Annotated in this window: 20 protein-coding genes and 1 other annotated feature; of the genes, 17 read left to right on the forward strand and 3 right to left on the reverse strand. The window is 36.6% G+C overall.

What is annotated here, in order from left to right:
• The first annotated feature begins 4 nt into the window (after window positions 1-4).
• From minC to pheA, 16 genes are all read left to right on the forward strand, one after another.
• The gene (gene minC, locus CO726_RS11425) at window positions 5-691 is read left to right on the forward strand and encodes a septum site-determining protein MinC (RefSeq protein WP_099684314.1); all 687 of its coding nucleotides are present in this window, start codon (window positions 5-7) and stop codon (window positions 689-691) included.
• Window positions 692-693: 2 nt separating this feature from the next.
• Complete coding sequence (minD, locus tag CO726_RS11430) at window positions 694-1,491, forward strand: septum site-determining protein MinD (RefSeq protein ID WP_098761645.1); 798 nt, start codon at window positions 694-696, stop codon at window positions 1,489-1,491.
• Between the two features lie 133 nt (window positions 1,492-1,624).
• The gene (gene spoIVFA, locus CO726_RS11435; protein ID WP_099684315.1) at window positions 1,625-2,371 is read left to right on the forward strand and encodes a stage IV sporulation protein SpoIVFA; all 747 of its coding nucleotides are present in this window, start codon (window positions 1,625-1,627) and stop codon (window positions 2,369-2,371) included.
• The gene (gene spoIVFB, locus CO726_RS11440) at window positions 2,364-3,224 is read left to right on the forward strand and encodes a stage IV sporulation intramembrane metalloprotease SpoIVFB (protein WP_061401598.1); all 861 of its coding nucleotides are present in this window, start codon (window positions 2,364-2,366) and stop codon (window positions 3,222-3,224) included. Before spoIVFA ends, spoIVFB begins: the two co-directional genes overlap by 8 nt.
• 67 nt (window positions 3,225-3,291) lie before the next feature.
• Window positions 3,292-4,680, forward strand: a complete 1,389-nt coding sequence (locus tag CO726_RS11445) for an Rne/Rng family ribonuclease (RefSeq protein ID WP_099684316.1) — start codon at window positions 3,292-3,294, stop codon at window positions 4,678-4,680.
• A gap of 77 nt (window positions 4,681-4,757) precedes the next feature.
• Window positions 4,758-4,835, forward strand: a sequence feature (ribosomal protein L21 leader region).
• A 14-nt stretch (window positions 4,836-4,849) separates the two neighbouring features.
• On the forward strand, window positions 4,850-5,158 hold the full coding sequence (gene rplU, locus CO726_RS11450; protein ID WP_000270907.1) for a 50S ribosomal protein L21: 309 nt from the start codon (window positions 4,850-4,852) through the stop codon (window positions 5,156-5,158).
• 11 nt (window positions 5,159-5,169) lie between these two features.
• On the forward strand, window positions 5,170-5,514 hold the full coding sequence (locus CO726_RS11455; RefSeq protein ID WP_002001054.1) for a ribosomal-processing cysteine protease Prp: 345 nt from the start codon (window positions 5,170-5,172) through the stop codon (window positions 5,512-5,514).
• Between the two features lie 3 nt (window positions 5,515-5,517).
• Entirely contained in the window at window positions 5,518-5,808 is a 291-nt protein-coding gene (rpmA, locus tag CO726_RS11460; RefSeq protein WP_000944957.1) for a 50S ribosomal protein L27, read from the forward strand.
• Window positions 5,809-5,871: 63 nt separating this feature from the next.
• Window positions 5,872-6,420, forward strand: coding sequence for a sporulation initiation phosphotransferase B (locus CO726_RS11465; protein ID WP_099684317.1), 549 nt, complete (start codon window positions 5,872-5,874; stop codon window positions 6,418-6,420).
• A complete protein-coding gene (gene obgE / locus CO726_RS11470; RefSeq protein ID WP_099684318.1) occupies window positions 6,420-7,706 on the forward strand; it encodes a GTPase ObgE in 1,287 nt (428 codons plus the stop codon). The genes CO726_RS11465 and obgE overlap by 1 nt, the downstream gene beginning before the upstream one ends.
• A 137-nt stretch (window positions 7,707-7,843) precedes the next feature.
• Window positions 7,844-8,551 carry a response regulator transcription factor gene (locus CO726_RS11475; protein WP_099684319.1) on the forward strand — a complete coding sequence of 236 codons (708 nt, stop codon included), beginning with the start codon at window positions 7,844-7,846 and terminating at the stop codon, window positions 8,549-8,551.
• Window positions 8,541-9,623: a HAMP domain-containing histidine kinase gene (locus CO726_RS11480; protein WP_136699564.1), complete on the forward strand. Its 1,083-nt coding sequence runs from the start codon at window positions 8,541-8,543 to the stop codon at window positions 9,621-9,623. The genes CO726_RS11475 and CO726_RS11480 overlap by 11 nt, the downstream gene beginning before the upstream one ends.
• A 93-nt stretch (window positions 9,624-9,716) precedes the next feature.
• Complete coding sequence (locus CO726_RS11485) at window positions 9,717-10,493, forward strand: ABC transporter ATP-binding protein (RefSeq protein WP_000114529.1); 777 nt, start codon at window positions 9,717-9,719, stop codon at window positions 10,491-10,493.
• A complete protein-coding gene (locus CO726_RS11490) occupies window positions 10,468-12,390 on the forward strand; it encodes an ABC transporter permease (protein ID WP_099684321.1) in 1,923 nt (640 codons plus the stop codon). The genes CO726_RS11485 and CO726_RS11490 overlap by 26 nt, the downstream gene beginning before the upstream one ends.
• 49 nt (window positions 12,391-12,439) lie before the next feature.
• On the forward strand, window positions 12,440-14,350 hold the full coding sequence (locus tag CO726_RS11495; protein WP_099684322.1) for an ABC transporter permease: 1,911 nt from the start codon (window positions 12,440-12,442) through the stop codon (window positions 14,348-14,350).
• A gap of 96 nt (window positions 14,351-14,446) precedes the next feature.
• Window positions 14,447-15,298: a prephenate dehydratase gene (pheA, locus tag CO726_RS11500; RefSeq protein WP_099684323.1), complete on the forward strand. Its 852-nt coding sequence runs from the start codon at window positions 14,447-14,449 to the stop codon at window positions 15,296-15,298.
• 63 nt (window positions 15,299-15,361) lie between these two features.
• On the opposite strand, the gene CO726_RS11505 is transcribed toward pheA, so the two are convergent.
• From CO726_RS11505 to CO726_RS11515, 3 genes are all read right to left on the reverse strand, one after another.
• The gene (locus CO726_RS11505; RefSeq protein WP_099684324.1) at window positions 15,362-16,009 is read right to left on the reverse strand and encodes an MOSC domain-containing protein; all 648 of its coding nucleotides are present in this window, start codon (window positions 16,007-16,009) and stop codon (window positions 15,362-15,364) included.
• An 86-nt stretch (window positions 16,010-16,095) separates the two neighbouring features.
• Window positions 16,096-16,638: a transcription repressor NadR gene (locus CO726_RS11510; RefSeq protein ID WP_000812272.1), complete on the reverse strand. Its 543-nt coding sequence runs from the start codon at window positions 16,636-16,638 to the stop codon at window positions 16,096-16,098.
• Window positions 16,638-17,780 carry an IscS subfamily cysteine desulfurase gene (locus tag CO726_RS11515; RefSeq protein ID WP_099684325.1) on the reverse strand — a complete coding sequence of 381 codons (1,143 nt, stop codon included), beginning with the start codon at window positions 17,778-17,780 and terminating at the stop codon, window positions 16,638-16,640. Before CO726_RS11515 ends, CO726_RS11510 begins: the two co-directional genes overlap by 1 nt.
• 152 nt (window positions 17,781-17,932) lie before the next feature.
• Here CO726_RS11515 and nadB point away from each other — a divergent pair, with 152 nt between their 5' ends.
• Window positions 17,933-19,462, forward strand: a complete 1,530-nt coding sequence (gene nadB / locus CO726_RS11520; protein WP_099684326.1) for an L-aspartate oxidase — start codon at window positions 17,933-17,935, stop codon at window positions 19,460-19,462.
• Window positions 19,463-19,480 lie beyond the last annotated feature (18 nt).

Below are 19,480 nucleotides of genomic sequence, written 5' to 3' on the forward strand. Positions count from 1 at the left end.
TTTGGTGGAAGAAAAAAAGCAACAAAATGTAATAATAAAAGGGACAAAAGACGGAATAACGCTTCATTTAGATGATTGTTGTTCATTCTCTGAATTACTGAAAGAATTGGACGAAAAGCTTTCTACACATTACTATGATGGTGATGGGCGCTCTTTAATTGAAGTGCATGTGAAAGTGGGAAATCGTTATTTAACAGAAGTCCAACAAGAAGAGATTCGTACGTTAATTCGTAATAAAAAGAATCTCGTTGTGGATTCAATTGAAAGTGATGTTATAACTAAAGCGGAAGCAATAGCATGGAAAGAAGAAACAGAAATTGTCCCTATTTCCAAAATTGTTCGCTCTGGACAAGTTTTACATGTAAAAGGAAATTTATTGTTAATTGGAGATGTTAATCCAGGCGGAACGGTTATCGCTGGGGGGAATATTTTTGTCGTAGGATCATTAAGAGGAATTGCGCATGCTGGGTATTATGGGGATTCGGATGCTGTAATCGCTGCATCTGTTATGAACCCGATGCAACTTCGAATTAATGATGTGGCAATGCGGGCTCCGGAAGAGAAAGAAGACGGAGCGGAGGCGGCAGAATGTGCGTATATTAATGAGAACAATCACATTGTTGTCGATCGACTGCAACTTCTCACTCATCTTAGACCTAATTTAACAAAGTTAGAAAGGGGAATTGTATAGCTGTGGGAGAGGCAATAGTAATTACATCTGGAAAAGGCGGTGTAGGTAAAACTACAACGTCTGCGAACATTGGTACAGCCCTAGCGTTATCTGGAAAGAAAGTGTGCTTAATTGACACAGATATCGGTCTTCGAAACTTAGACGTAGTAATGGGGCTGGAAAATCGTATTGTATTTGATCTTGTTGATGTCGTTGAAGGGCGTTGTCGTTTACCTCAGGCTCTTATTAAAGATAAACGTTTTGATGATCTTTATTTATTACCTGCAGCACAAACGAGTGATAAATCAGCGGTAACACCTGAACAAATGGATGAATTAATACAAGTATTACGTCAAGATTATGATTACATATTAATTGATTGTCCTGCGGGGATTGAGCAGGGATTTAAAAACGCGGTAGCTGGTGCGGATAAAGCAATCGTTGTTACGACGCCAGAAGTATCCTCAATGCGCGATGCAGATCGTATTATCGGGCTTTTAGAAAAAGAGGATATTGAACCACCGAAACTTGTTATTAACCGTGTGCGTAGTCATATGCTTCATGAACAGGATATGTTAGATGTTGATGAAATCGTACGTACATTGTCAATCGAGCTTCTTGGTGTTGTAGAAGATGATGATGATGTTATTCGTGCTACAAATACAGGTGAACCTGTAGCGTTGCAACCGAGCGGAAAAGCAGCGTTAGCTTATCGTAATATTGCAAGACGCCTGTTGGGTGAGAATGTCCCATTACAAGCATTTGAACAAGAAAAGGTATCGGTATTTACAAAGATGAAAAACTTCTTTGGGATCCGTTAAAAGCACTTCGCATATTTGCGGAGTGCTTTCTTTTTTCTTCACACGCATATCTTCCTTTTCTAGCTCATACATATGTACAAACTGTATACAGCTGTTTCTATTTAAATTAGCTTAACGAAAGAAAGGAGACAGTATGAAGAATAGACGTGTAGAAGAAATTAAAAAACGGATTGCGAAGAGGAAGGCAGAGCAAGAAAGGGTGGAGGAAGAGCAGTATTTTGCTGGAGGGAATTTTGAGAGTGAAACAGTATTTATTGAAGATGGAGAAAAGGAAATTCATCCTTTGTTTCGAAAAGAAGTATTTTTCTTTAAAGTTTTATTATCAGCAATATTAGTTCTTTCTGTCGCTATTTTATATAAGAATGCCCCCCCTTCTTTCGACGGTGCTAAAGCTGTTACAGAAAAAGTGATGAAAGAAGAATTTCAGTTTGCTACTGTAGCGAAATGGTACGAAAAGCAGTTTGGAAAACCTCTCGTATTCTATTCGCCTAATGAGAAAAAAGAAGAAACTATTCAGCAAAAAGATTATGCAATTCCTGCTTCTGGAAAGGTGATGCAAGGGTTTCAAAAAAATGGCCAAGGTGTATTTGTTCAAACAGCTACAAATGCAACTGTTGAGTCAGTGAATGAAGGGCTAGTTGTTTTTGCAGGAAAGAAAGAGGAACTTGGTAATACAGTTCAAATTCAGCATGCAGATGGCACGGAGTCATGGTATGCAAATTTAAATGATATGTCAGTGAAATTATATGATTACGTTTCAAAGAAACAAAAAATTGGAACGGTGAGTAATGATACAAATGATAAAAATGGTAAGTTTTATTTCGCAATAAAAAAGGATGAAAAATTTATTGACCCGATTCAGGTGATTTCATTTGATTAAATATAGAGATGTTTTAACGAAGATTTCAGTGCATCCGTTGTTTTGGGTTATTATTGTCATTGGTATTTTTACGGCACGTTTTAAAGAGTTATTATTGTTATTTTGTATCGTTCTCATCCATGAACTTGGGCACGCTTTTGCAGCGGCACACTATAATTGGCGTATTAAAAAGATTCAACTTTTACCGTTTGGTGGTGTAGCTGAGCTTGAGGAACATGGGAATAAGTCATTGAAAGAGGAGCTTGTTGTCGTAATTGCAGGACCTATTCAACATATTTGGATGATGGCGGTAGGCTATATGTTGTTTGAAGCTGGTTGGCTTCATGCGGAATTATATTATTTCTTTATGTGGAATAATATAATTATTTTAGCATTTAATTTACTACCTATTTGGCCGCTTGATGGTGGAAAAGTATTGTTTAACGTATTATCATATCGTTTTCCTTATTTACAAGCACATGAAAAGATGATGAAATTATCATGTGTTTTTTTTAGTGTAATACTAGTGTGGCAGTTACTTTGGAATAGTAACAATATTATGATGTGGGTACTACTCATATTTTTAGCAGTATCGTTATATCAAGAATGGAAACAAAGACGGTATGCCTTTATGCGTTTTTTATTAGAACGTTATTATGGGAACAAAAGGGGAATTGAAAAGATTGCACCTATTGAGGTGAAAACGGAAGATCGTTTATATACAATCTTCACAAAATTTCGTAGAGGGTATAAGCACTCTATTATCGTCCATGGAAAATATAAAGAACATTATACATTGGATGAAAATGAATTGCTCTATGCGTATTTTACTGAAAAACGAACAACATCATCTGTTGAAGAATTAATCGGTTAGTGTTGACGTTAGCACTAACCTTTTATTATTGTAAAAGCAAAGAAGATTATAAAGTGAGGAAATAATTTTGAAAACGTTATATATGAACTACGCTGGATCGGAAAAACGCGTTGCAATTGAAGAGAAGAAGAAAATTGTTGAGTTTTTATGGAAACGAAATGAAGAACAAGAGATTGTTGGACATATTTATGTTGGACGTATCGTAAGGACAATAGCTGGAATGAACGCAGCTTTTGTAAACATCGGTTTAGAAAAACATGCGTATCTTTCATACGATGACGTACCATCTTCTTATCGTATACATGAAGGGCAAGCGGTACTCGTACAAGTTGTGAAAGAGGCAATTGATACGAAAGGGCCGAAATTGACAGCGAACATAGAATTTACCGGGAAATATGTCGTTTATATGCCATATGATGAAATGCGCGCGGTTTCTCGGAAAATAAAAAACAATAAAAGAAGGCAACAATTACTCCAAATTGAGGTAGAAGGGACAGGTGGTTACATTTTCCGCTCTGCTTCTGAAAAAGGAGAAATTGAAGAAATACAAGCTGAAATGCAAAGGTTACAGCAGTTATATGAAGAGTTGAAAAGAAAAGAGAGCCAAGGAAAGGCACCGTTACTACTTCATCGACCAGCTACCTTTTTAGATCGTGTATTTCAAGAAAATCCGATTGAAACGATTGAAAAAGTAGTTGTAGATACAAGAAGTATAGTAAAAGAACTAGAAGAAAAAGTCGGAAAAGAAAAAGTGTCTTTTTATAATGAAAAGTCTTCGATGTTTAATCATTTTGGAATAGAACGCGAAATCGAGAAAGCACTTCAAAAAATTGTGTGGCTCCCAAATGGTGCTTATTTAATTGTGGAACAAATGGAGACGATGACTGTAATTGATGTGAATACGGGCAAGTTTACTGGAAAACAGAATTTACAAGATACAGTTCTTCGTACAAATGAAGTGGCAGCTGAAGAGATTGCACGCCAATTAAGACTGCGTGATATCGGTGGTATGATATTAATTGATTTTATTAATATGAAAAGAAGAGAAGATAAAGAAAAGGTAAGAGAATGTCTCATCGCTGCTATGCAAAATGATCGCACATATACAAGAGTGCTCGGATTCACAGAGTTAGGGATTTTAGAGATGACACGTAAACGTAAAAAACATTCTTTACGCGACGTATTACTAGAAGAGTGTGTACCGTGCAAAGCGACGGGGTGTGTAATGTCGTATGAAACAATTGCGTATGAGCTAGAGAGAGAACTAATCACATATGGCAATATAGAAGATGAGGCAGTATTAATTGCTGCACCTAAAGAACTGCAAAAACAATTTTTGCAAAAAGAATTACAAAAAAATATTCCATTTGAAATTTATTTCAAAGATGATATGATCGAAAAGTATGCAATTATCCGTTTTGGAAGTAAAAAAGAAATTGTAGAACGGAGAAAATAGTTAGTAGAACTTTCATTGACAATAGTCAATGAATTATGGTAACATCTTTATGTTATAGTTTATAGCACCTAAACGGCTATATGCTACAACCGCACAAGACAGGTTCCCTAAAGGCATTTATGTCTACCTCGTTTTTGGCGAGTCTTAGTAATTAAGAGGAGGTGCAAGTATGTACGCAATTATCGAAACAGGTGGAAAACAAATTAAAGTTGAAGCTGGTCAAGCAATCTACATTGAAAAATTAGATGTTGAAGCTGGTGAAACTGTTACTTTTGACAAAGTTCTTTTCGTTGGTGGCGAAAACGTTAAAGTTGGTAGCCCAGTTGTAGAAGGTGCAACAGTTACTGCGAAAGTTGAAAAACAAGGTCGCGCTAAGAAAATCATCGTTTTCAAATACAAAGCGAAAAAGAACAATCGTAAGAAACAAGGTCATCGTCAACCTTACACTAAGCTAGTTGTTGAAGCTATCAACGCTTAATCTAGGTTAACATGATTAAAATTACGATAAGTCGCACGAAATTAGGAAGTATCCAATCATTTAAAATGACTGGACATGCCGATTATGCGCCACATGGACAAGATCTTGTCTGTGCTGGAACTACAGCGGTTGTGTTTGGTTCTATAAATGCAGTGGAAGAACTTTGTAATGTGCAGGCAACTATTGAACTCGGAAGTGATGGAGGATTCTTAACGTATGAATTGCCTAATGATTTAGACGTTCATACAGCAGAAAAAGCACAAACGCTTTTAGAGGGATTGGTTGTTTCGCTTAAGACGATCGAACTTGATTACGGAAAGTATATCCGTTTAATAGAAAAAGTGCAGGAGGTGTAACGTATGTTAAGATTAGATCTTCAGTTTTTCGCATCTAAGAAAGGTGTAGGTAGTACAAAGAACGGTCGTGACTCTCAGTCAAAACGTCTTGGTGCTAAACGCGCAGATGGTCAAACGGTTTCAGGTGGTTCAATTCTTTACCGTCAACGCGGTACAAAAATTTATCCAGGTGTTAACGTTGGTCGTGGTGGCGATGACACTTTATACGCGAAAGTTGACGGCGTAGTACGCTTTGAGCGTCTTGGCCGTGACCGCAAACAAGTGAGCGTATATCCTGTTGCTCAAGAAGCATAAGAACTCACGGAAAACTCTAACCTGAGTGCAGGTTAGAGTTTTTCTATATTAAGGGGTATCTAAATGAATGAAAAATGGACAATTATAGATGCATTGCGCCATTCAAGACATGATTGGCTCAATCGTATGCAGATGGTGAAAGGAAACCTTTCCCTTGGAAAAGTGGAAGAAATTCATAGTCTCATCGATCGTTTTGTCCAAGAAGCGAGACAAGAATCCAATCTGATGGGGCTATCGATGCCTTTATTTTCAGAGTGGATTTTAACATATAATTGGAAACAGCAGCCGTGCTTATTGGAGTACGAAGTATTAGGGAAATTACATAACTTATCTCACCTAGATGAGACTGTATGTACATGGACGAATCAGTTTTTCTCAATGCTTCAGCATAGTTTAGACGTATATGTTGAAAATTATGTTTGTATCACAATTGAATGTGACACGGAGAATGCTCGTTTCTTTTTTGATTTTCGTGGTAAGCTAACGAGTGTAGAAGAACTACAGAATTGGCTTGCGAACCAAAACAATAAATGGTATTCCATTTCTTATACAGTACGAGACGAAGAAGTCTCAGTTATATTACAACCAATTGAAAAAAGTGTGGTGAAATAATGTTTGTAGATCAGGTCAAGATATATGTAAAAGGCGGCGACGGTGGTAACGGAATGGTTGCGTATCGTCGTGAGAAGTATGTACCTAAAGGTGGCCCAGCAGGTGGCGACGGTGGTAAAGGTGCAGATGTTGTTTTCGTTGTTGAGGAAGGCTTACGTACATTAATGGACTTCCGCTACCAACGTCATTTCAAAGCTGATCGTGGTCAGCATGGAATGAGTAAAGGTCAGCACGGACGTAAATCTGAAGATTTACTTGTAAAGGTTCCACCAGGAACAGTAGTAAAAGATGAAAAAACTGGGCAAATTCTTGCCGATTTAGTAACGCATGGACAAACTGCTGTAATTGCAAAAGGTGGCCGCGGTGGCCGTGGTAACTCACGTTTCGCAACAGCTACGAACCCAGCGCCAGAAATCGCTGAGAACGGGGAACCAGGTCAAGAGCGTGATGTCATTCTAGAACTTAAAGTACTAGCAGACGTTGGACTTGTTGGATTCCCAAGTGTAGGTAAATCTACATTATTATCTGTTGTATCATCAGCGCGTCCGAAAATTGCAGAGTATCACTTTACAACAATCGTTCCAAATCTTGGTGTTGTTGAAACTGGTGATAACCGCAGCTTCGTTATGGCTGACCTTCCTGGGCTAATTGAAGGCGCACATGCTGGCGTTGGACTTGGGCACCAATTCTTACGTCATATTGAGCGTACGCGTGTAATCGTGCATGTTATTGATATGTCTGGTTTAGAAGGCCGTGATCCATATGAAGATTACGTAACGATTAATAACGAATTAAAAGAATACAATCTTCGCTTAACTGAGCGTCCACAAGTTGTTGTTGCAAACAAAATGGATATGCCAGATGCAGAAGAGAACTTACAAGGCTTTAAAGAGAAAGTGGGAGACGAAGTAAAAATCTTCCCAATCTCAGCTGTAACGAAACAAGGTGTTCGTGACTTACTGTTTGAAGTAGCGAACTTAATAGAAACAACACCTGAATTCCCGATACATGAAGTTGCGGATGAGTCTGACACAAGTGTAATGTACAAATTTGATACTGAAGGTGTTAAATTTGAAATTACACGTGAAAGTGATGGCACGTTTGTTATCTCTGGTTACGATATCGAGAAAACATTCAAGATGACAGACTTCTCACGTGATGAATCTATACGTCGTTTCGCTCGTCAAATGCGCGGAATGGGTATTGATGAAGCGCTTCGTGCACGTGGTGCAAAAGACGGAGATATTGTAAAAATTCTTGAATATGAATTTGAATTTATCGACTAAGACTGCCGAAATATGGCAGTCTTTTTTTTATCGTAAAAGTCTGATTCGTACAGGGAAAAATCCCCACTAATTTAATTTTCAATTTATAATAGAAAAGGAGTGGTTTTAGAAGAATTTTTTATGGGGAGAAAACGAACATGTATAAAATATTAATTGTAGAAGACGATGAGAAAATAGCGGGAATATTAGAAGAGCATTTAGAAAGGTATGGCTATCAATCATTTAGAGCAAGTGATTTACGGTATATAAAAGATGAGTTCGTAAAAGTAAATCCACATCTCGTATTACTTGATATTAATTTACCATATTTTGATGGTTTCTATTGGTGTCGCCAAATCCGCAGTGTATCGAATGCACCCATTATTTTTGTTTCTGCAAGAACAGGGGAAATGGACCAAGTAATGGCGATCGAGAATGGCGGAGATGATTACATTACGAAGCCATTCCATTTAGATATTGTAATGGCTAAGGTGAAAAGTGCACTTCGACGTGGGTATGGTGAGTATGCTTCTGCAGCAGAAAGTGATTGTTTAGGTGTAAATGGATTGTTGTTATTCCCTTCACAACACGTTGTTGAGTGGCAAGGGCAACAAACGGAACTGACAAAAAATGAATTTTACTTATTAGAGTGTTTAATGAAACAAGCAAATCAATATGTAACGCGTGAAGAATTGTTAGAAGCCTTATGGGATGAAGTAGCTTTTGTTGATGATAATACATTAACTGTAAATGTAAAACGTGTAAGGAAGAAACTAGAGGAGCTAGGCATTAAAAATGCAATTGTAACGAAACGTGGATATGGTTATGCGCTTCTTACAGAGTGGGGCGAAGGGCATGAAGGTTAAAAATTATCTCATGGACCGTTTTTCTTTAATTCTTTCTTATATTGTTAGCCTTTGTTTATTTGGGCTCGTTTTGCAGTTGCAAAGTCTTTTAGAAAAGCGATCCATTGATTGGAATACGTGGTTATATGGACTTTTATTAGGGACAGTTGTGTTTACTGTATACCTCATTTACGATTACCGAAAAAGAAGTGTATTTTTAAAGAGAATCGAAAAGTATGTTATTGGCGGAAATACATTGCATGATTCATTACTTATTGATACTTCTTATACGGCAGAGCAAGAGATGGTCGTCGAATCGTTTACGCTATTAAGACAGCAATATATGAATGAAGTTCATAAACAACATGCGAAAGAACAACAGCAAATAATATTTATGAATCAATGGATTCATCAAATGAAAACACCAGTATCTGTTATTGAGTTGCTATTACAGAAGTTTGGTAAAGAGTATCGTGAAGCAAGAGCAACAGTTGAAAGTATCCGCGAAGAAAATAACCGCATACTTAATGGTTTAGATTTAGCGTTACATATGGCAAGGTTAGAGCAATTTGCAAAAGATTATAAAGTAGAAATAGTAAATGTGATAGATATCATTCGAGGGATTATTAATGAAAATCGAAAATCCTTCATTCAATCGTCTGTATTTCCGAAAGTGATGTTCGATGAAGATGTTTGTATGATTGCATCTGATAGAAAATGGCTAAGTATTGCTATAGGGCAAATTGTTGTAAATGCAATTAAGTATACGAAAATTTCAGAAGCAGAGAAAAAGGAAATTCAATTTCAAATTGAAGAGAAAGATCAAAAGGTGTTACTACATATTAAGGACAATGGGATCGGTATTCCAGAGCAAGATGTAAAGCGCATATTTGATCCATTCTTTACGGGAATAAACGGCCGTAAAACGAGAGAAGCGACTGGAATGGGTTTATATATTACGAAGGAAATTTGCGATCATTTACATCACGGTATTTATGTGCAATCGGCTGAAGGAGAAGGAACGACATTCACGTTCCAATTTGCAAAAGATGAAGAATATCATACATTAATGAGAAAAATGACAAAACTGTAAGATAACAAAACGTTTTGTAAGGGAAATCACTCGTTTCTTTTTCTTATTTTTCTTATAGTAAATGTAAGAAGAAAACACATAGGGGGATTAGAAATGAGTGTTCTTGAAGTAAAAGGGTTAACGAAGGTGTACCAATCGAAAGGTTCAGTAGCGACGACTGCTTTAAACGATATAAATTTTAAAATAGAAGAAGGCGAATTTGTAGGGATTATGGGGCCTTCAGGGAGCGGAAAAACAACGCTTTTAAATTTATTAGCAACAATTGATAAGCAAACTTCAGGTCATGTGCTTGTAAATGGAGAAGAAATTAATCAAATGCGTGCTGCAAAATTAGCGGAGTTTCGCCGTACACATTTAGGTTTCATTTTCCAAGATTTTAACTTACTTGATACGCTATCGATTAAAGAAAATATTATTTTACCGCTTGTAATGGCGAAGAAATCTGTAAATGAAATCGATGCGAAAGTGCTGGAAATTGCGAAGTTTTTAAACATCGAAGAAATATTAAATAAAAAAGTATACGAAGTATCAGGTGGACAGCAACAACGTGCAGCAGCTGCGAGAGCAATCATTCATGAACCTACGTTAATTTTAGCAGATGAGCCAACTGGAAACTTAGACTCAAAGTCAGCGAAATCGCTAATGGGCGCTCTGCAAGATTTACATGAGCAAAAGAAAGTAACGATTGCAATGGTTACGCACGATCCAGTAGCGGCTAGTTATTGTGAACGTATCCTTTTCATACGCGATGGAGAAATTTTCTCGGAAATACATAAAGGAAGAACGAAACAAGCCTTTTTCCAAGAAATTCTGGATGTACTTGCGATGCTAGGAGGAGAATATCATGAACTTTCGCCAGCTCGCGCTTAATAACGTAAAAGGAAATTGGCGTAATTATAAAGCGTTTCTTATAAGTAGTTGTTTATCGATTGTCGTATTTTTCATGTATGCTTCCTTCATTTATCATCCAGATGTTGTAAGTGGTAATATTAGTATGAGGGAGATGATTTCAAAAGGGTTAGAATCGATGAATTATATTGTCGTCATCTTCTCAGCGCTTTTTATTTTATATGCAAATTCAACATTTTTACGAGCAAGGAAAAAAGAGTTCGGTTTATTAACATTAATAGGCGGAACGAAATCTCAACTTGGACGAATGATTATATTAGAACAAATTATGTTAGGTAGTATTGCAATTGTAGTTGGTATTGGGGTTGGAATGCTTTGTTCAAAATTATTTTTCCAAGCGTTAAGCGTATTATTAAAAATAGATAAGACACTTCCACTCGTTTGGAATAGTAAAGCAGTTCTTATTACAGCTGGTGTATACTTTATTCTATTTTTAATCCTATCATTGTTTAGTGTTTGGACAGTAGGACGCTTGCAAATTATTGATTTATTAAGAGAAGCAAGAAAACAGAAAGTAGAACCTTTTGCGTTTACATCGTTATGTGTAGCAGGGATAGGATGTATTATTGTTGCATATGTACTTAGCTTCCAAGTGACATTTATGAATTTTATCATTCTGTTTTTACCGATTGTAGGGCTGACGATAGGCGGAACATATTTGCTGTTTACACAAGGTAGTACAGTCGTATTAAAGGTGTTACAAAAACGAAAAAAATCTTTTTATACATATCCAAATATGTTCGTACTTAGCAATCTTATTTATAAAATGAAAGATAATGCTCGTTTTCTATTTGTAATTTCTATTATTACGGCAGTTGTATCTTCCGCAGTTGGTACACTGTACGTATTCTTTGAGGATATGAGTTATAAGACAGTAACTAGTACCCCGCATGCTATTTCGTATGAGGAAAAAGGCATTAATACGCATAATGTCATCAAAGAAGGGAAAACAAAAGAATTAATAAAAAAACACGGATTTGAAGAAGCGCGAGAAGTAACCTACGTAAAACTTCCTGGAACTCAAAAAATCACGATGTTTAACGGTGAACATGAAGTGCCAATGGCGATTATTTCAGAAAAAGAATATAACGCTGAAGTACGTAAACAAAAGAGAGAGCAAGTTAGAGAAGTTCATAATGCACCAGGTAGTGCAACGATGGTCATAATGGATATGGTGAAAGATCTGATGAAGATAGATCGTACGAAACCGTATGAATTTAAAATTAACGGACAAACGCAGTCTGTTCAATTAAATGAGCCAACTTCATTTTCTGTTTTTAATGATAGTGAATATCTCATTGTGAATGATCAAGATTTTGAGAACTACGCAAAGCTCGTACCAGATGAAGAAAAGACGAAATATTATGGTTATTATATAGAAGACTGGAAAAGTACCGAAGATCTTGTGTTAGATTTGAAAAAGGAAATTGCACCAGATAAGCAAGCGGAATTAAATAACTCGGTGTTCGCTTATAAAAATATAAGGGAATCAGGGGCAATTACAATGTTCATCGGTTTCTTCGTAGCGGTACTGTTCTTCTTCTTCGCTTGTAGTATGACATACTTTAAATGGTTTAACGATAAAGAACAAGATCGTATTCAATTTAAATCGTTAAAGAGAATTGGTATGACAGATAAAGAAATTCGCAAAATTGCAATTCGACAAATGGGCGTTATCTTCTTTATCCCAATTGTAATTGGTGCCATTCATAGTGGATTTGCTCTTCATACGTTAGGGAAAATGCTTTATATCGATTTATGGAAATCAGGTGCGCTTGTAATTGGAGCATACATTGTAGCTTCTGCCATTTACTTTATGATCGCGCAAAGAGGATATTTAAAACATGTGCAAAGCTAGAGAAACCTCTAGCTTTTTGCCTATGTAGTAAGTTACAGGAGGACGATAGATGAACATTCGGCAACTAGCGCTACAAAATATAAAGGGAAATTGGCGTAATTATAAAGTGTTTTTCTTAAGTAGTTGTTTTGCAATATTTGCATCTTTTGCATACATGTCTGTCATTGTACATCCGTATATGCAGGAGACGATGTGGTATCAAAACGTACGCTGGGGACTGATTATATGTAATGTTATAATCATTTCTTTTTTCGTCATATTCATTTTGTACTCTACTTCTATTTTCATAGAGGCACGTAAGAAAGAATTAGGATTATATATGTTAATGGGAGCGACGAAATCTAACGTAATAGGAGTGATTATGACCGAGCAAATGTTGATCGGGGTATTTGCTAATATTTTTGGCATTGGGCTTGGCATGATCTTTTTAAAGCTCTTCTTCATGGTGTTTAGTATGTTGCTTCAACTTCCGAAAGAACTCCCTGTCATATTTGACTTGAGAGCAATTGGGGGAACGTTTATTGCGTATATGGTCGCATTTGTTCTCTTATCATTTATAAGTGCTTTACGTATATGGAATATAAAAATCATTCGGTTATTGAAAGAATTTCGAACAGATAAAAAAGAGAAGAAAACATCAATATGGCTTTGTATATTCGGCTTTATTTGTTTAGGGATAGGATATGCGTTAGCGTTACAAGCGACGATGCTAAAGATAGCGTTATACTTTTTTCCTGTGTCTATACTTGTCTTTTTTGGAACGTATTTTTCATTTACACACGGCACTGCTCAAATATTAGAAATGATAAAACGAAATAAAAAGATTATGTATACATATCCGTATTTATTTATAGTGAATCAATTATCACATCGAATGAAGGAAAATGGTCGTTTTTTCTTTCTAATGTCAATGGCAACGACGTTTGTAGTTACAGCAACAGGTACAGTGTTCTTATATTTTTCTGGTATGCAAGATATGTGGAGGGGCGGAGGAGTGCACTCATTTTCTTACATAGAAAAAGGTACTTCTTCTCATGAAGTCTTTGCGGAAGGTACGGTTGAACAATTATTGCACCAATATGGATATGATGATTTTCAATCTATGAGTTTTGTTGGAGTGTATGCATCTTTTCAGTCCAATAAAGGAGAAACAGAAGTAGCGCCGCTCATTAAAGAAAGTGAATACAATCAAGAGGCGAGAAAACAAAAACAGAAAACGTATCATCCTAAAAAAGGAACAGTTACACTTGTTTATTATAATAAATACAATAATTCGAATGTATATAATCAAAAAGAGATTCAATTGCAAGTAATGAATCAACCATATCAATTCGTATTTAACGGTCAGAAAGAAGGGATTCAATTTAACTATCATCCTTCGTACATTAACGGTCTGTTCTTCGTTATGAATGATAAAGACTTTGACAGTATAGCAAATCAGGTTCCTGATTCTGAAAAAATGATATATAGAGGCTATACATTACCAAATATCGAAAATACGAAAGAATTAAATGAAGATTTACGGAAACATATGAAACAAGATAATAATGCATTTCGAAGTAATATGGAGTTATATGTGAATATGAAATCGTTCGGTGATATTACTCTATTTGTAGGCTCATTCATTAGTATATTATTTTTCCTTACATCATGTAGTATCGTATATTTTAAATGGTTTCATAATATTTCATCGGATAGAAAGCAGTACGGGGCACTCTCTAAACTGGGAATGACAAAGGAAGAAGTATGGAAGATTTCTCGCTGGCAATTATGTATGCTATTTTTTGCGCCAATTATAGTAGGAAGTATGCATAGTGCAGTTGCGTTATATACGTTTCATAATATGCTCTTTATGGATGGTTCATTACGAAAAGTAGGTTTGTTCATTCTGTTTTATATCGCAGCATGTATCATTTATTTCTTCTTCGCTCAAAGAGAATATAAGAAACATTTAGACTAGCGAATGCTATTCTTTTTTTAATATTCGAAATTTACATAGAAGAATATAAAAAAGTATGGTATAACAGTAAGAAAACGAAAAAGAGGGGAAAAGACGATGATTCGAGTAGGATATTTAGGACCAGAAGCAACATTTACAAATATGGCGGTGAGTCGTTTTTTTCCGGAAGCAGAGCATGTACCGTATCGAACGATTCCAGATTGTATGGATGCAGCTGCAAATGAAAATGTAGACTTCGCAGTTGTCCCGTTAGAGAATGCAATAGAAGGTTCAGTGAATATAACGGTTGATTACCTTGTACATGAGCAGCCGCTTTCCATTGTAGGAGAAATTACAGTACCAATTCAGCAGCATTTACTTGTACATCCGCAGTATACAGAAGTGTGGGATGAAGTATATGCGGTGCATTCTCATCCGCACGCTATTGCACAGTGCCATAAGTTTTTAAATGAAGAATTAAAAGGAGTAACTGTGCGAGATATGACATCAACAAGTGCCGCTGCGCAATACGTGAAAGAACATCCTGAAGAAAAGATCGCTGCCATTGCAAATGAAGCAGCCGCAGAAAAATACGGATTAACGATCGTAAGACGTAGCATTCATACGCACAAAAATAATCATACACGCTTCCTCGTGCTCCATAAGAAAAAGAAAGCAATACTCCCGAATAACGGAGAAAACCGAGGAGAGAAAACGACGCTTATGATAACGTTACCTGCTGATTATGCAGGGGCGCTATATCAAGTGTTATCAGCTTTCGCATGGAGAAAATTAAACTTATCAAAAATCGAATCGCGTCCGATGAAAACAGGTCTTGGAAATTACTTTTTCTTAATCGATGTCGATAAAGCATACGATGATGTATTATTGCCAGGCGTAACGATGGAACTTGAAGCACTCGGTTTTTCTGTTACTGTGCTTGGGAGTTATTCTTCTTATTGGTTGTAAGGGGGAGTTAGGTTATACCGTGTGATAGATAAATAAAATCCCACCTATAAATGGTGGGATTCTTTATTTTAACTTCGCAAGACGATCTTCTAACTGATCACGCCAAACCTCAGCTAGTTCTGGAACAGCAAGAACCTTCTCAATGCCATCTTTATCTTTTCTATTATGAAAATAAATTTCGTTAGAGAACAAAACAGAAACATTGCTCGGTGGACGCTCTAGTAATGTAATTTTAGAATCTTTACGTACAGTACCTTCTTGAAGAACGCGGCATAGGTAGCCAGTAAATCCAGTTGCTACAATGCGCGGCAGTATGCTAGGGATGTCAAGGCGTTTTGAAATCGTGCTACAAGGTACTCTTGCTTGCGTTACTTGAATAATTGCTTCACCTAGTTGATATGTATCTCCAATGCATACGTCACGCTCTAACATATTTGTTACAGTAATATTTTCACCAAATGTGGAAGCGGGAAGCGTAGTTTGAAATTCTTCTTCCCACAGTGCGTAATGTTCATATGGGTATACACAAACGGCGCGATCAGGCCCACCATGATGTTTTAAATCCGCTACGTCATCACCAACGAATCCATCTTTTGAGAGGAAAGCTTCTTCCGTAGAATCTTTACATATACCTGTTATCATTTCTTTGTCTTCGCCATATTTCATTTGTTTCGGTTTACCAGTGCTAAAGTGAACGAGTTCAATTCCCATATTGGATCTCCTTTGTAATTGTTTACAATATTATAACATCTAAAAAATAAAAGCACAGAGTATGATAAAAAACTCTGTGCTTTACATTAATAAACGAGAAATCCTGCTTTATCTAGTGCCTCGCAAGCAGCATCTAACTTTTCTTTTGAATCTGCTTCAATTGTATGTAAGTGAATACCATCTGTTAGTTGCGATAGATAGGAAGCATTTGTATTTTCGATTTTTTGTAAATATTGCTCTACATCAAAGCGATTACTTACCATAATAGATGCTGTTAAGTCACCGTATACAGGATGCTCTACTTTTACATCTTTAATTGTAACGCCGTGATCAACAAGCATTGTAAGTTCTTGACGTACTTCTGCTGGTTTATGTTGGCATACGATTACGCGTTCGAAAGCTTGTTGTTTCTCTTGTGGTTTTAAATATAAATAGCCTTGAGCAGTTGCAATAATTGGTTCGTTTCTTGCTTTAAGCAAGGAAATATCTTGCACGATAACTTGTCTACTTACGTTCGTCTTTTTTGATAGTTCATTCCCCGATAACGGTTCATTTGCAGCAAGAAGCCATTGAAGGATAAGCTGCCGTCTTTCTTCACCTAAAATCTTTTTTTGTTCATTTTGCTTCATTATGATTTAACACCTCTATAAAATTGATTTCCAATTGTGTGTAGTGCATGAATAGTAGTATCAATTTGATCTTTCGTTGTCCGTTGTCCGAAAGAGAAGCGGACATATTGTTTTGCCTCTTCATACGTTTTTCCAATTGCAAGCATTGTTTTCGAAGGTTCTTGTTTACCGACTTGGCAAGCACTGCCGGTAGAAATGGCAATACCACGGCGATTACATTCTAGCATTGTATATTGACCTTCTATTCCTTTTATTGTAACCCCAATAATATGTGGTAAACAAGAAGTAGAATGACCTTCCACTTCAATTTCTAGTGGAAGCGTTTGTAATTGCTCTAAAAAGTAGGATCGTAACGCTTTAAAACGTAAGCTTTCTTCCTGTTGGTTTTTTAATATATTTTTAGCAGCTGTTAAAAAAGATGCGATGCCAGGAACGTTCACTGTACCTGGGCGAAACCCTTTTTCGTGAGAGGTTCTCGGAAATATTTGTGCCCAGCGAACTTGCGGGTTTATATAGCAAGCACCAACACCTTTTGGTCCGTATATTTTATGTGCTGAAACAGACAGACTATCAATTCCCATCTCAAAAACATTGATAGGAAGTTTACCAAATGTTTGCACACAATCTGAATGAAATAAAACGTTATATTTTTTGAGAAGTGCCCCAATCTCTGCGATATTTTGAACGGTTCCGATTTCAGAGTTTCCGTGCTGTATACTTGCTAGAACCGTATTTTCTGTAATAGCTGTTTCTAAATCATCTAAATGAATTAGCCCGTCTTTATCAACAGGAATTTCAGTAATTGTATACCCTTGTGATTGTAAGGATTGAAAATAACTTCGAATGGATGCGTGTTCCATAGGTGTCGTAATAATATGCTTCTTATTTCGTGCATTTAGAAGGGATTGAATCGCAAGGTAATTGGATTCGGACCCACCGCTTGTGAAGAATACGCCTTGTTCCTTTCCGCCAATCATTTCAGCAAATGTTTTTCGGCAAACTTGTAATAAAGAAGAGGCTGTTCCTCCAATATCGTGTAAACTTTGTTCATTTCCGAAGTATTGTGATGCTGCTTTCATATATGTTTGTAACGCTTCTTCACTCATAGGTGTAGTAGCTGCATAATCAAGATATATCATCATGTAAGGTCCTCTCTCTAGTAAGAGTTACATTTCTTGTATTTTTTAAATGGGAGTGAAAATAAGAATTATAAAAAAACTCTTGTCATTATTTTAAAACTATGTAAATATAGGTGTCAAGACAGTTGAAAAGTGTAAAGTAGGAGGCAACAATTATGCCAAGTGCAGATGTCTTAATTATTGGAAGTGGTGTTGCGGCACTTCGTGTTGCAAAAGAGATTTGTCACGAAAAGAATGTGATTATTATCACAAAGGAGACGAAACGTAATAATAATACACATTTAGCGCAAGGTGGAATTGCCGCAGCGGTAGCTACATATGACAATCCTAATGATCATTTTGCAGATACGTTAGTAGCAGGGTGTCATTATAACAATGAAGAAGTGGTCCGTTATTTAGTCGAGGAAGGACCGAAAGAAATTAATAACCTTATTGAAAATGGAATGAAATTTGATGGAGATGAAACAGGTCCTCATCTTGGAAAAGAAGGCGCACATCGAAAACGTCGTATTTTACATGCAGGTGGCGATGCAACAGGAAAGAATTTATTAGAGCATCTTATTCAAGAAGTAGCTCCATACGTTACGGTAGTGGAACAGGAAATGGTGCTCGATTTTATTATAGAAAAAGATAAATGTGTTGGGGTTTTAACTCGCAACAATAAAGGAGAATTGAAACGTTACAATGCAGATTATACGGTGTTAGCTTCAGGCGGTATTGGCGGTTTATACGCCTTTACTTCTAATGATGAGACAATTACAGGCGATGGACTTGCAATGGTGTACCGTGGAGGCGGAGAGCTTGTAGATTTAGAGTTTATACAATTTCATCCAACAATGTTATACGCGAGCGAGCGATGCTGTGGCCTCGTTTCTGAAGCTGTTCGCGGAGAAGGAGCTGTCCTTATAAATGGAAAAGGGCAACGTTTTATGATGGATATACACCCTGATCATGATCTCGCGCCGCGTGATGTAGTGGCAAGAGCGATTCATGAACAGCTTTTGGCGGGTGAAAAAGTGTATTTGAATATCGAGTCTATCCAAAATTTCGAAGAACGTTTTCCGACTGTATCATCATTGTGTAAAAGGAATGGTGTTGATATAAATGAAAAATGCATTCCAGTCGTACCTGGTGCTCACTTTCATATGGGCGGTGTGAAAACGAACTGTGATGGAGAGACGTCCATTCCAAATTTATATGCGGTCGGTGAAGTAGCTTGTAATGGTGTTCATGGAGCAAATAGGTTAGCAAGTAATTCATTATTAGAAGGTCTTGTGTTTGGAAAAAGAATCGGACAACATATTTTAACGAAAGCGACAAAAGACAGATTGAACAACTTCGCTGAGAAGGAAAAGAAATTTATCGTTCTGAATCATTTGCCGACGAAAGAAGAAATACAAGAATGCATGATGAAATATGTTGGGATTGTACGAACAGAGCAAAGTTTATCTTATGCGAAGAGGTGGCTTAGTAAGTACGGTGTTCAAAATATGATATTACAATATACTGCTCTTACAAATGAAGAGATAACGCTTATTAATATGTTAACAGTTTGTGAGCTTATAGTCGTATCAGCTTTGCAAAGAGAAGAAAGCATTGGTGGCCATTATCGAAGTGATTATCCAGATAGAAATAGCGTAAAAAAAGAGATCGTTCGAGTGAAAAGAAAACTACAACTTGTGTGATGAAGGGAAGAGGGGCTG

This window comes from Bacillus fungorum (assembly GCF_002746455.1).
GTDB classification, from domain to species: domain Bacteria; phylum Bacillota; class Bacilli; order Bacillales; family Bacillaceae_G; genus Bacillus_A; species Bacillus_A fungorum.